This is a genomic window from Streptomyces sp. NPDC002958, assembly GCF_055563255.1.
This window is the reverse complement of record NZ_JBVHDS010000002.1, coordinates 340,375-353,729: the sequence shown is the minus strand read 5'-3', so window position 1 is coordinate 353,729 and position 13,355 is coordinate 340,375. Positions and strand designations below refer to the sequence as shown.

General features: G+C 69.4%; 7 protein-coding genes and 1 pseudogene. 3 read left to right on the top strand and 5 right to left on the bottom strand.

The annotated features are described in order from the left end of the window. Positions 1-141: 141 nt before the first annotated feature. The 3 genes from ACZ3IC_RS05010 to ACZ3IC_RS05000 all read right to left on the bottom strand — a co-directional run bounded on the left by ACZ3IC_RS05010 (position 142) and on the right by ACZ3IC_RS05000 (position 5,545). Entirely contained in the window at positions 142-1,542 is a 1,401-nt protein-coding gene (locus ACZ3IC_RS05010) for a maltokinase N-terminal cap-like domain-containing protein (protein WP_467412688.1), read from the bottom strand. Positions 1,543-1,781: 239 nt separating this feature from the next. Further along, positions 1,782-3,488, bottom strand: a complete 1,707-nt coding sequence (treS, locus tag ACZ3IC_RS05005) for a maltose alpha-D-glucosyltransferase (protein ID WP_467412687.1) — start codon at positions 3,486-3,488, stop codon at positions 1,782-1,784. Beyond that, on the bottom strand, positions 3,485-5,545 hold the full coding sequence (locus ACZ3IC_RS05000; RefSeq protein WP_467412685.1) for an alpha-1,4-glucan--maltose-1-phosphate maltosyltransferase: 2,061 nt from the start codon (positions 5,543-5,545) through the stop codon (positions 3,485-3,487). Before ACZ3IC_RS05000 ends, treS begins: the two co-directional genes overlap by 4 nt. A gap of 746 nt (positions 5,546-6,291) precedes the next feature. On the opposite strand from ACZ3IC_RS05000, the gene glgP reads away from it, so the two are divergent. Beyond that, a complete protein-coding gene (glgP, locus tag ACZ3IC_RS04995; RefSeq protein ID WP_467412683.1) occupies positions 6,292-8,895 on the top strand; it encodes an alpha-glucan family phosphorylase in 2,604 nt (867 codons plus the stop codon). Between the two features lie 122 nt (positions 8,896-9,017). Here the strand turns inward: glgP and ACZ3IC_RS04990 are convergent, their stop codons facing one another. Then, the gene (locus ACZ3IC_RS04990) at positions 9,018-11,048 is read right to left on the bottom strand and encodes a M4 family metallopeptidase (RefSeq protein ID WP_467412681.1); all 2,031 of its coding nucleotides are present in this window, start codon (positions 11,046-11,048) and stop codon (positions 9,018-9,020) included. A 576-nt stretch (positions 11,049-11,624) separates the two neighbouring features. Here ACZ3IC_RS04990 and ACZ3IC_RS04985 point away from each other — a divergent pair. Further along, positions 11,625-11,831: pseudogene (locus tag ACZ3IC_RS04985) on the top strand (hypothetical protein); the annotation flags it as partial. A gap of 343 nt (positions 11,832-12,174) precedes the next feature. Next, positions 12,175-12,318, top strand: a complete 144-nt coding sequence (locus ACZ3IC_RS04980; RefSeq protein WP_467412679.1) for a hypothetical protein — start codon at positions 12,175-12,177, stop codon at positions 12,316-12,318. On the opposite strand, the gene ACZ3IC_RS04975 is transcribed toward ACZ3IC_RS04980, so the two are convergent. Then, positions 12,305-13,327, bottom strand: a complete 1,023-nt coding sequence (locus tag ACZ3IC_RS04975) for an alcohol dehydrogenase (RefSeq protein WP_467412677.1) — start codon at positions 13,325-13,327, stop codon at positions 12,305-12,307. The two genes, ACZ3IC_RS04980 and ACZ3IC_RS04975, sit on opposite strands and share 14 nt — an antisense overlap. Between the last annotated feature and the right edge of the window lie 28 nt (positions 13,328-13,355).

The window sequence follows — 13,355 nt, the reverse complement described above, 5'->3', positions numbered from 1 at the left end:
GGACAGCCTCCTCGGAAGGTGTTGTCGGGGCGGAACGGGGTGGAACCGGGCGGGCCGGGGTGGAACCGGGCGGAACGGGGCCGGGCGGTGGAGCGGGTGCGACGGCCGCGGGACCGCGAGCGGGCGGCGGCACCCGGGCCGTCAGTCGGCGACGGAGGCCAGACGGTGAATGGCCGCCATCGGGACCGCAAGCCAGTCGGGCCGGTGCCGGGCCTCGTACAGCACCTCGTACACCGCCTTGTCGGTCTCATGGGCGCGCAACAGCTCCGGTTCGCTGCGCGGGTCGACGCCCGCGGCCTTGGCGTATCCCTCGCAGTACGCGGTCCGGCAGCGTGCAGCCCACTCGGCGTTCCACGGGCGGTGCGAGCGGGCCGCGTAGTCGAAGGAACGGAGCATCCCGGCGATGTCACGCACGGGAGGCTGCGGACGACGGCGCTCGGGCAGCGGTCTGGCCGGCTCGCCCTCGAAGTCGATCAGTGACCAGAAGCCGTCGGCCGCGCGCAGGGTCTGACCGAGATGGAGATCGCCGTGGACACGCTGGGCCGCCCAATTGCGGCCCCGGTGTCCCAGTGCGGCCACGGCGTCGAAGGCGGCGCGCAGCCCGGGGACGTACGGCACAAGCGCCGGTACCGCCTGCGCGGCGGCCTCCAGCCTCTGCACCATCGCGGCGGCGAGATGCTCGGTCTGGGCGCGGCGCAGGGCGGGTGTCGGCAGGGCGGTGGCGAGCGCGGTGTGCACCTCGGCGGTGGCCGTGCCGAGGGCGTGGGCCTCGCCGGTGAAGTCCAGGCCCTTGGCGAGGGCCCGCAGGGCGAGCTGCCAGCCGTCCTGCGCGCCGCGCAGGAACGGCTGCAGGACCCCGAGGGTGAGCGGCTCGGGCGCGGTGGCCTCGAACCAGGCGACGGGGGCGGGCACCCGACCGCAGCCCTCGCGCGCGAGCGCGAGCGGCAGTTCGAGATCGGGGTTGGTGCCGGGGAAGATCCGGCGGAAGATCTTCAGGATGTAGGCGTTGCCGTAGACGAGTGAGGTGTTGGACTGCTCGGCGTCGAGCACGCGCGGCGCGAGCCCCGCGGCGATGGGGGTACCGCCCCGGTCGAAGCGCAGGGCGCCGAAGGTGCCGGGGGTACGAAACCGTTCCAGCAGAAGTTCGGCCAGGCGTGGATCGTGCAGTCCCTCGTAGACGGTGTTGCCGGTGAGCGGCCCTTCGGCCACGTGACCGATGAGTGCGGGCGCCAGCCGTGGCGGCAGCGCGGCCCGTACGCCGAGCAGCAGTTGGTAGCAGTCGTCCTGCGACTGCGCGGGCATGGACGGCTGGTGGACCCGGACCAGCAGATGGAGCAGCCCGGTCCCGGTTCGGGCGCCGACGGAATCGGTGCGCACCGGCAGTATTTCGGTCGCCGACACCAGTGAGAACGCGGTGATCGGCCGCCCCTTGCCCGCGAACCACCGCTGCCGGGGCAGCCAATTGTGCAGCAGAGGGGCGAGAGACGGGAGCAGGGCTGTGCTGTCAGTCAGGGCGACCCGAGTGGATGCAGCCTCCGACATGGCATCGCGTCCTTTCCCCGGGCACACCACAGGATGCGAAGAGTGTCCCGGATTGCGGCAATAGCTGTCCGGCTGTGCGGGACGTGTCGGGTCAGGATGGTCCGTACGGACTCGACTCGAAGGGATCGAAACGCCAGAGGGGACCCGGAAGGGCCCGGAAGTGTTCGATTGCGGGGGTGAGCGCCCCGTGCGGGGCGGCGGAAGCCGCCCCGCGGTTGGTGGCGCGAAGTGGCGCCCGGTCAGCTCGGCGGGACGTCCTTCCGCAGCCGGAACCAGTAGAAACCGTGCCCCGCGAGAGTCAGCAAATAGGGCCACTGACCGATGGCGGGGAAGCGCACCCCACCGATCAACTCCACCGGATGACGCTTGTTGAACGACCGCAGGTCGAGCTCCGTCGGCTGCGCGAACCGCGAGAAGTTGTGCACGCACAGCACGAGATCGTCCCCGTGCTCACGGGTGAAGGCGAGTACGGCGGGGTTCGACGACGGCAGTTCGTTGAACGAGCCGAGGCCGAAGGCGGGGTTCTGCTTACGGATCTCGATCATCCGCCGTGTCCAGTGCAGCAGCGACGACGGGGAGGCCATCGCAGCCTCGACATTGGTGACTTGGTAGCCGTAGACCGGATCCATGATCGTGGGGAGGTAGAGCCGGCCGGGGTCACTGGAGGAGAACCCGGCGTTCCGGTCGGGCGTCCACTGCATCGGGGTCCGTACGGCATCCCGGTCGCCCAGCCAGATGTTGTCGCCCATCCCGATCTCGTCCCCGTAGTAGAGGATCGGGGAGCCGGGCAGCGACAGGAGCAGTGCCGTGAACAGCTCGATCTGGTTGCGGTCGTTGTCCAGCAGTGGGGCCAGCCGCCGCCGGATACCGATGTTGGCCCTCATCCGCGGGTCCTTGGCGTACTCCGCGTACATGTAGTCGCGTTCTTCGTCCGTGACCATTTCGAGGGTGAGCTCGTCGTGGTTGCGCAGGAAGATGCCCCACTGGCAGTTCTTCGGGATCGCCGGTGTCTTCGCCAGGATTTCGGAGACCGGGTAGCGGCTCTCGCGCCGGACGGCCATGAAGATCCGCGGCATCACGGGGAAGTGGAACGCCATGTGGCACTCGTCGCCGCCGGCCTGGAACTCGCCGAAGTAGTCGACGACGTCCTCCGGCCACTGATTGGCCTCGGCGAGGAGCACGGTGTCCGGGTAGTGCGCGTCGATCTCCTTGCGGACCCGCTTGAGGAAGTCGTGCGTCTCCGGGAGGTTCTCGCAGTTGGTGCCCTCCCGCTGGTAGAGATACGGCACGGCGTCCACGCGGAACCCGTCGATGCCGAGGTCCAGCCAGAAGCGCAGCGCGGAGATGATCTCCTCCTGCACCGCGGGGTTCTCGTAGTTGAGATCGGGCTGGTGGGAGAAGAACCGGTGCCAGTAGTACTGCTTGCGCACCGGGTCGAAGGTCCAGTTGGACGTCTCCGTGTCGACGAAGATGATCCGGGCGTCCGGGAACTGCTTGTCGTCGTCGGCCCAGACGTAGTAGTCGCCGTACGGCCCTTCCGGGTCGGTGCGGGACTGCTGGAACCAGTCGTGCTGATCGCTCGTGTGGTTCATGACGAAGTCGATGATCACGCGCATCCCGCGCTGGTGCGCGGCGTCGACGAACTCCACGAAGTCGGCCAGATCACCGAACTCCGGCAGTACGGCGGTGTAGTCGGATACGTCGTAGCCGCCGTCGCGCAGCGGCGACTTGAAGAACGGCGGCAGCCAGAGACAGTCGACGCCCAGCCACTGAAGGTAGTCCAGCTTGGCGGTGATGCCCTTGAGGTCGCCGATGCCGTCGCCGTTGGAGTCCTGGAAGGACCGGACGAGAACCTCGTAGAAAACGGCGCGCTTGAACCAGTTGGGATCGCGGTCCTTGGCCGGGGTGTCCTCGAACAGGTCGTGGACGGGCTCGTTGACGATCATGGTGTGGGTGACCCTCCGGTCGGCGGGGACGGTCGCAGGACGACGATGTGCGCGGGCGTGACCCCCGGCTCCAGACGCACATAGAAGGTCCTGCCCCAGTGATAGGTATCGCCGGTGAGCTCGTCGCGCACCGGCACGCTCTCGTGCCGGTCGAGGCCGAGTCGCGGCATGTTCAACGAGACCGTGGCCTCCTGGGTGTGGTGCGGGTCGAGGTTGACGACCACGAGAACGATGTCCGAACCCGAACGCTTGCTGTACGCGATCACCGCGTCGTTGTCGGGGGAGTGGAAGTGCACATCGCGCAGCTGCTGCAACGCAGGGTGGCGGCGCCTGATGCGGTTGAGCCGGGTGATGAGCGGGGCCAGCGAACGGCCCTCGCGCTCCGCCGACTCCCAGTCCCTGGACCGGATTTCGTACTTTTCCGAGTCGATGTACTCCTCGCTGCCGGGCCGGATCGGGGTGTTCTCGCACAGCTCGTACCCCGCGTACACGCCCCAGGTCGGGGAGAGCGTCGCGGCGAGAACGGCCCGCGCCTCGAAGGCCGGACGGCCCCCGTCCTGGAGATAGCCCGGCAGGATGTCCGGGGTGTTCACGAAGAAGTTGGGCCGCAGGTAGGAGGCGGATTCGCCCGACAGTTCCGTGATGTACTCGGTGATTTCCTGCCTGCTGTTGCGCCAGGTGAAATACGTGTACGACTGCTGGAAGCCGATGGCGGCGAGCGTATGCATCATCGCGGGCCGGGTGAATGCCTCGGCCAGGAAGATCACATCGGGGTCGGTCCGGTTGATATCTGCGATCACCTTCTCCCAGAAGATCACCGGTTTGGTGTGCGGATTGTCCACGCGGAAGATCCGTACCCCGTGATCCATCCAGAACCGCAGAATGCGCAATGTCTCCTTGACCAGTCCGCGCAGATCCTTGTCGAAGGCGATCGGATAGATGTCCTGGTATTTCTTCGGTGGATTCTCGGCGTAGGCGATGGTGCCGTCCGCGCGGTGGTGGAACCACTCGGGGTGTTTCTCCACCCAGGGGTGGTCGGGAGAACATTGGAGCGCGAAATCCAGCGCGATCTCCATGCGCAGGGTGCGGGCCGTCTCGATGAAATGATCGAAGTCGTCGAGGGTGCCGAGATCGGGATGGACGGCGTCGTGACCGCCCTCGGCCGAGCCGATCGCCCAGGGCACACCCACGTCGTGGGGAGCGGGGGAGAGCGAGTTGTTGGGGCCCTTGCGATGGGTGGTTCCGATGGGGTGGATGGGTGGCAGATAGACGACGTCGAAACCCATGGCGGCGACTGCGGGCAGCCGTTCGGCAGCCGTACGGAAGGTGCCGCTGATGATCCTTTTTGGCCGTGCCGCGGCCTGTGCCGCCTTCCCCGCCCTGTCCTTTTTCGCCGTCCCGGCCGGTTCGGCCGGTTCGGCCGGTTCGACCCTGGCGCCCTCCGAACGGGGGAACAGCTCGTACCAGGAACCGAACAGGGCGCGCCGGCGCTCGACCACCAGAGGGAGCGGGCGGGACGCGGTGACCAGTTCGCGCAGCGGGTGACGGGTGAGCGCGGCCTGCGCCTCGGGGGCGAGCGCCGCGGCGAGCCGGGCGGCGGCCGGGCGGGACTCGTCGCGCAGGGCGTCGGCCGCGTCCAGCACCGCCTCGCGCCCATCCCGCTTGGGTACGCCCGCGGCGGCCCGCTCGTGCAGCTCGGCGCCCTCCGCCAGGACGAGCGCGGTGTCGATCCCCGCCGGGATCTTGATCCGGGCGTGTTGTCGCCAGGTGGTGACCGGATCGCTCCAGGCCTCGACCGTATACGTCCAGCGGCCCTCGGAGACCGGGGTGACATCGGCGCCCCAGCGGTCGGTGCCGGGAGCGAGTTCGCGCATCGGCGTCCAGGGACCGCGGTGCCCGCTCGGATCCAGCAGGACCACATTGGCGGCGACGGCGTCATGGCCCTCTCGGAAGACGGTCGCGGTGACCTGGAAGGTCTCACCGGCAACGGCCTTGGCAGGCCTTCTGCCGCAGTCGACGAGGGGGCGGACGTCGAGGACGGGAATGCGACCGATCATGGAATCACCTGGGGACTGGATCTCGGGCTGAACGGGGCGCGACGCGGCCGCGGAGGGCGAAATACGCGCACCGCGACCGAGGGGGTCCGTCCTTTCTAGCTGCTCCGTTGACGGCTGATGGGGTGTGGGCATGGCCGCTCCTGTCCGCATTCACTCGAATGGCACTCGAATGGCTGGTGCGCGGATGTGTTGCGCGGATGTGAACCGGATGAACACCGGTCCCGCGGGTGCCTCGCATTTGTGCTGCATTCGGGCGGTATTCGCGTGGTCCCGGTATGCACTCGGGCTGTGTGCCGGAGAAGCCTTCCCATGCTTTCCGGGGGGCCGATCCGGTGATGTGTCAACTAATCGGGCGTATCTTTGACGACCTGAATGCGCCGGGAGCCGCCCCGCGTGTGCGGGCTCGTCGGTGCCCCTTCGGACGTCACTGGGCAGCTTTCCCCTTGGTGCGAAGTGCCACAAGAGCGAACGAGGGGACGGAATCGGCCATTACCCATGTGGCGGATGTGCCCGGACCGGATGTGAGGGGCCCCGGGTACGGACGAGGCGGGGCGGGCGGAGATCGCCCCGGGGGGAAGCGGGGCAGACGGAAGCGGGGCAGGCGGCCCGGCCGGCGGCACGGGCTGTGAGCCGGTCGCGCGCCGTGGTCGCGGGGCGCGGCCCACCGTTGACGTAGAGGGTGACGGTGAGGCGCACACCGTGGTGCGTCCCCTCGGATTCGTGCGTCCCCTGTAAAGGTGGAATACGTGAAGGCCATTCGTCGATTCACCGTGCGTCCCGTCCTCCCCGATCCCCTTCAACCGCTCAGCGACCTCGCTCGCAATCTGCGCTGGTCCTGGCACACCGAGACCAGTGAGCTCTTCCAGGCCGTCGACCCGGAGGTCCGGCGGACGGCCGAATGCGACCCCGTGCGGCTGCTCGGTGCCGTCTCCGCCGGGCGGCTCACCGAGCTGGCCCGGGACCAGCAGTTCCTGCACCGGCTGACCGAGGTGTCCGCAGACCTGCGGAACTACCTGAACGGTCCCCGGTGGTACCAGGAACAGCTGGCCCAGGGAACAGAACTGCCGGCCGCCGTCGCCTATTTCTCACCCGAGTTCGGGGTGACCGCCGCACTGCCCCAGTACTCCGGCGGGCTCGGCATCCTCGCCGGCGACCATCTGAAGGCCGCCAGCGATCTGGGCGTCCCCCTCGTCGCGGTCGGTCTGCTCTACCGGCACGGCTACTTCCGCCAGAGCCTGTCCCGCGACGGCTGGCAGCAGGAGCACTATCCCGTACTCGATCCGAACGAACTGCCGCTGACCCTGATGCGCGAGGTCGACGGAACCCCGAGCCGGGTGGTGCTCGCCCTTCCCGGCGGCCGTTCGCTGCACGCCCATATCTGGCAGGCCCGGGTGGGACGCGTACCACTGCTGATGCTCGACTCCGACGTGGAGGAGAACGCGCCGGGCGAACGCGAGGTGACCGACCGGCTGTACGGCGGCGGCAGCGAGCACCGGCTGCTCCAGGAGATGCTCCTGGGCATCGGCGGCGTACGGGCCGTGCGGACGTACTGCCGCCTCACGGGGCATCCGGCGCCGGAGGTGTTCCATACCAACGAGGGCCACGCCGGCTTCCTCGGGCTCGAACGCATCCGTGAACTCTCCGGCACCGGACTCGACTTCGACTCCGCCGTGGAGTTGGTCAGGGCCGGCACAATCTTCACCACCCACACGCCCGTGCCCGCCGGGATCGACCGGTTCGACCGCGAGCTCGTCGCCCGGCACTTCGGGGACGACGGCGAACTCCCGGGCGTGGGCGTCGAACGCATTCTGCAACTGGGCATGGAGACCTACCCCGGCGGCGAGCCCGAGCTCTTCAACATGGCGGTGATGGGGCTGCGGCTCGCCCAGCGGGCCAACGGGGTCTCCACCCTCCACGGCTCGGTCAGCCGCAAGATGTTCGCCGGGCTGTGGCCGGGCTTCGACGCGGCGGAGGTGCCGATCACCTCCGTGACCAACGGGGTCCACGCACCCACCTGGGTGGCGCCCGAGATCCTCCGGCTGCGCAAGGGGTACGGCGGCGCTCCCGGACGCTGGGACTCGGCCGCCGAGATCCCGGACCGGGAGCTCTGGGACCTGCGACGGGCCCTGCGCGGACAGCTGGTCACCGAGGTACGCGAGCGGCTCCGCGCCTCATGGCGCACCCGGGGTGCGGAAGAGGCCGAACTCGGCTGGATCGACAGCGTGCTGGACCCGGACGTGCTGACGATCGGTTTCGCCCGGCGAGTGCCCTCGTACAAGCGGCTGACCCTGATGCTGCGCGACCGCGACCGGCTGAGGGAACTGCTGCTCCACCCGACCCGCCCGATCCAGATCGTCGTCGCCGGCAAGGCCCACCCCGCCGACGACAGCGGAAAACGGCTCGTGCGGGAGCTGGTGCGGTTCTCCGACGATCCCCGGGTGCGCCATCGCATCGTGTTCCTTCCGGACTACGGGATGGCCATGGCGCAGAAGCTCTACCCCGGCTGCGACGTCTGGCTCAATAACCCGCTGCGCCCCCTGGAGGCCTGTGGTACGAGCGGCATGAAGGCCGCGCTCAACGGCTGCCTCAATCTCTCGGTCCTCGACGGCTGGTGGGACGAGTGGTTCGAGCCGGACTTCGGATGGGCGATCCCGACGGCCGACGGTCTGGCCGTGGACGAGGACCGCCGTGACGACGTGGAGGCGGGAGCCCTCTACGAGTTGATCGAGGAAAGGGTCGCGCCGCGCTTCTACGACCGGGGCGGCGAAGGGCTCCCCGAGCGCTGGATCGAGATGGTCCGCCGCACGCTGGGCACCCTCGGGCCCAAGGTTCTGGCAGATCGCATGGTGTCCGAGTACGTGGAGCGGCTGTACGCGCCCGCCGCGCTCGCCCAGCGTGCGCTGGACCCCGGGACGGCGCGGCAGCTCGCCGACTGGAAGGCCAGGGTCCGGGCCGCCTGGCCGCGCGTCGCCGTCGACCACGTGGAGGCGGTGGCGCCCAATGCGGCGGGCGGGCCGGCCGAGCTGGGGTCGACGCTGGTGCTGCGGGTCAGGATCGCCCTCGGCGTGCTGGAACCGAACGATGTGGAGGTGCAGGTGGTGGCCGGCCGGGTGGACGCCGCCGACGGGATCTCGGACGCCCAGGCCTTCCCGCTGAAGCCCGCCGGAGGCCAGGACCTGGAGGGCCGCTGGGTGTACGACGGTCCGCTGGCCCTCGACCGCACCGGGCCGTACGGCTACACGGTGCGGGTGCTCCCCGCCCATCCGCTGCTGGCGACCAGTGCGGAACTCGGCCTGGTGGCACTGCCCACGGAGTCGACGGGGGACGGCGCGGGCCTGCTGATGCGCTGACGCACCCCCTCCGGGGCCCGGCACCTGCGCGGTGCCGGGTGGCTGCCGCACACAGGGAACCGCCCGGGAGGAGCGTGCGCTCCTCCCGGGCGGGTTGTGCCGGGTCAGGCCCGGCTCCGGGTTCAGAAGGTCAGCTTGACGCTGTTGATGGTGCCCTTGTCGCCCGAGTAGACGTCCTGGACCTTCAGCTTCCAGATGCCGTTGGCCACCTCGGACGAGGCGTTGACCGTGTAGGTCTCCTGGACGTTGTCCGCGGAGTCGCTGAGCGAGGAGTTCTTCAGCCGGTAGGCCGTGCCGTCCGGGGCGACGAGGTCGATGACCAGGTCACCGCGCCAGGTGTGGGTGATGTCCACGTCGACCTTGAGGGTGCTCGGCGCGTTGCCCGTGACGCCGGTGACGGTGACCGAGCTGGTGACGGACTTGCGGCCGTCCGGGATGGCGACGGGGGTGGTGTTCTCGAAGACCGTGCCGGGGTTGGGCTCGCCGCCCGGACGCGAACCGACGTTGATGCCGGCCCAGGCGTCGGCGACCGACTTGTACTCGGCGCTGGTCGTGCCGTACAGCTCACCGGCCACCGCGAGGGTGCCGGTGCGGGCCGCCGCGTAGTTCGTCGTGGAGGTGAACTTGGTGGTGAGCGCCTTGAACCAGATCTGCTCGGCCTTGTCGCGGCCGATACCGGTCACCGGCAGGCCGTCGGAGGTCGAGGAGTCGTAGGAGACCCCGTTGATGACCTTGGCGCCGCTGCCCTCGGAGAGCAGGTAGAAGAAGTGGTTCGCCGGGCCCGAGGAGTAGTGGACGTCGATGTTGCCTATGCCCGAGTACCACGAATCCTTGGACGCGCCGTCCTTGCTCGGCTTGTCCATGTAGCGCAGCGGGGTGCCGTCGCCGTTGATGTCGATCTTCTCGCCGACGAGGTAGTCGCCCGGGTCCTCGGCGGTGTTGGAGTAGAACTCCACGCCCGCGGCGAAGATGTCGGAGGTGGCCTCGTTCAGGCCGCCGGACTCGCCGCTGTAGACCAGGTTGGCAGTGGCGGCGGTGACACCGTGCGACATCTCGTGCGCGGCCACGTCGAGCGAGGTCAGCGGCTTGACGTTGCCCTCGCCGTCGCCGTACGTCATGCAGAAGCAGCTGTCCTGCCAGAAGGCGTTGACGTAGGCGTTGCCGTAGTGGACGCGGGAGTACGCGCCGACGCCGTCACCGCGGATGCCGGTGCGGCCGTGCACGTTCTTGTAGTAGTCCCAGGTCTCGGCCGCGCCGTAGTGGGCGTCCGCGGCGGCCGTCTCGGCGTTCGACGGGTTGCCGTTGCCCCACACGTCCGTGGAGTTGGTGAACAGCGTCCCGGTGCCGGACGACCCGTGGTTCAGGTTGTAGGTCTTGTGGTTGCCGCGGCCCGTGTCGGTCAGCGTGTACGACGGGGCGGTGCCGAGGGTGACCTGGCCGTTGTACTGGGTGTTGCCGGTGCCGTTCTCGACCCCCTGCCACTCGTACAGCTTCGCCCCGGTGGCCGCGTCCGTGATGACGTGCAGCTCGTTGGGGGTGCCGTCGTGCTGGAGGCCGCCGACGACGGTCTCGTAGGCGAGTTGCGGCTTGCCCTGCGCCATCCAGACCACCTTGCGGGGCGCCCGGTCGGCCTCGGACTTCTTCGAGCCGTCGGCCTTGGCGAGCCCGAGTGCCTGCTTCTCGGCAACGGCGGGCGCGACATCGGCCGTCGTGTCCACGGCCTTCAGCTGGCTACTGGTGACCTTGGACGCCTTGGTGACGCCCTCGGTCGCGCCCGCCTTGGTCTCCCGGACGACCAGGTCACCGCCGAGCACCGGAAGTCCGGCGAAGGTGCGCTCGTAACGCGTGTGCGTGGTGCCGTCGTTGTCCTGGACGACATCCCGGACGACGAGCTTCTCCTTTGAGCCGAGACCGAGCTCCTTGGCCGTGGCTGCCTTGGTTGCGTCGGCCTCGCGGATCAGTTCGGCCCGCTTGGACGGGGTGAGCTGCTTGGGCAGGGCGCCTCGGTCGGCACCGGAGGCCGCAGGCACCGCTGTGGTGGCGCTGCCGGGGGTGGCCGTGGCCGTACCGGTCTGGACTCCGACGGCGAGGAGGGCTGCTGCGGCAATCAGAGCGCCGGTCGCGGTGGCACGACGGCTGGGCGTGGATCTCACGCGGACTCCTTCTGCGAGGGGGGTACCGGCGGCGCAGGTGGGCCGTCCGGGGGAGAACGGGAAGTGCGCAGAACGGGGTGAAGAGTGTCAGCCCGAGGGCGCTCCTGTCAGGACCGCGTCAACAAGTTGGCCGGAACTCGTTCGTTGCCGGAAAGGTCATGTTCGTTAAGCGGACGTTTCGCGGATCGTCATCGCGATGCCGTAAGAGGTCCGCGCGGCCGGAATTCAGGGAGAGGGGCGGGGCGGGCCCGAATCGGCCGTATGCGAACAGCGCATGGTCGCTGCTGGCCGAGATGGTGGTGGGATGTGGCTGATTTCTCTCCCTGTTCTGGGAGTTGGACGGCTCGGCCCGGCGCCTTGCACCGCCCGTGCTCGCACCCGACCCCGCCACCGGTACGGAAAGTCGGCGCATGAGCCCACTCCGTGCACCCGTACGCTGACGCGGCATACGGGTCGGCGATCCGGTGCCCCCGCGGACGGTCTCCCGCATCGCCGCCAGGCACTCTGCGCGCGGTACCGCCGTGGCGTGTGGTGGCGGGAAAACCCGGGCATGTTCCAGCCGGGGGAGGTGGTGCCATGCGGGTGTGTGATGCCGAGAGCAGGGCCGAGTACTGGAATCAGGCCCACCCGTTCTGGAGATCCTGCGCGCCCGGCGCGCCTCCGGGAGCCTGCCGGGGCGACGGGGCCGGAGTGGTCCTCGCCGTGGAGAGCGGCGGCATGCGAGGGGTGATCGCCGCGGCGATGCTGTCCCAACTGGAGGACTACGGCTACCAGAACGCCCTCGACGTGGTGTACGGCTGCTCATCGGGCGGCATCAACGGCGCCTACTTCCTCGCCGGGGAGACCTGGTATCCGCTGTCGATTCACGGTCGAAGTGACGACCGAACAGTTCGTCGACTTTTCCCGGGTGTTGCGGCAGCGCCCGGTGAGATCTCCCTGCTGCACCGCCTCACCTGTCTGCACCTGGAGCGGATGCGGACCGGTCTCGGCCACGGCTGCCTGGGTGCGATCCGCCGGAAACACACGGACCAGGACTGGCTGCGCCGGATTCGTGCGGCCCCGGACGCCGACGCGCCGTACGTCCTCGATCTGGCGCCGCTGCCCTCGATGCCCGAACTCAACGACGGTGTCCGCCCTGATCTGGGCGGTGACGAACACCACCGTCATCACCTGGCTGCTGCGAGACCTCGACCTCGACCGGGGCAACAAGCTGGTGGAACTGGTGCAGCACCTCGACGGCGGCAGCGACGGGTGCGTCAGCGGGTGGTGAGCACCATCCGGAAGCGGGCGGCACCGGACATCATCTTTCGGTACGCCTCGGTGGCCCCGTCCAGCGGCACGGTCTCCGTCATCGGGCGGATTCCTTGCAGGGCGCTGAACGCCAGGGCGTCCTGTACGTCCTGCGCGGTGCCTGACGGGTGGCCCCGGACGACCTTGCCGCTCATGAGCAACTGGGTCGGGCTGATTCCCAGCGGCTCGGGGTCCGCGCCGATGACCACCAGCTCACCGCGGGGGGCGAGCCCTTCCACGGTCGCCGTGATGGCCCCGGAGTCGGCGGCGGTGGCCAGGACGACCCTGGCGCCGCCGAGGGCCTGCAGCGCGTCCGCGACGGAGGTGTCCGCCGTGCTGTCGATGTAGTGGTGCGCGCCGAGTTCCTTGGCGAAGTCGGCCTTGGCGGCTCCGCGGGCGATGGCCACGGTCTCGAAGCCCATCGCGGCCGCGTACTGCACCCCCAGGTGGCCGAGCCCGCCGATGCCCAGCACGGCGACCAGGTCGCCCGGCCGGGCGGAGCTGCGCCGCAGCCCGTTGTACGTGGTCACTCCCGCGCAGGCCATGGGCGCCGCATCGGTCGCCGCCAGTGCGTCGGGGATCCGGGCCAGGGCGTCCACCGGTGCGATCAACGTCTCGGCGTAGCCCCCGTCGTACGCCCATCCGGGGACCTTCAGGTTCTGGCACACGACGAAGTCGCCCTGCCTGCAGGGTGTGCAGTGGCCACAGCTGCCGCCGAACCAGCCCACAGCCACGCGGTCGCCCACCTGCCAGGCGTTCTGCGTTCCCTCACCGAGCTCCTCGATCCGCCCGGCGATCTCATGCCCGGGGACCAGCGGAAACCGTACGCCCGGAAGTGCGGCGTTCACGAAAAGGGCGTCGCTGTGGCAGATCCCGCAGGCATCCACGGCCACCCGTGCGTGGCAGGGGCCCGGCTGCGGCACCTCGCGCTCGACGATTTCGAACGGACCGGCGGCGGTGGTGACCTGCGCGGCTCGATAGACGCTCATCTGGATCTCTCCGGAGTACGGGTGGACG

Bases quoted from the DNA above. Each gene is read 5' to 3' on its own strand.
- treS (WP_467412687.1), bottom strand. From the start codon at position 3,488: ATGATCGTCAACGAGCCCGTCCACGACCTGTTCGAGGACACCCCGGCC.
- ACZ3IC_RS04975 (WP_467412677.1), bottom strand. From the start codon at position 13,327: ATGAGCGTCTATCGAGCCGCGCAGGTCACCACCGCCGCCGGTCCGTTC.
- ACZ3IC_RS05000 (WP_467412685.1), bottom strand. From the start codon at position 5,545: ATGATCGGTCGCATTCCCGTCCTCGACGTCCGCCCCCTCGTCGACTGC.
- ACZ3IC_RS05010 (WP_467412688.1), bottom strand. From the start codon at position 1,542: ATGTCGGAGGCTGCATCCACTCGGGTCGCCCTGACTGACAGCACAGCC.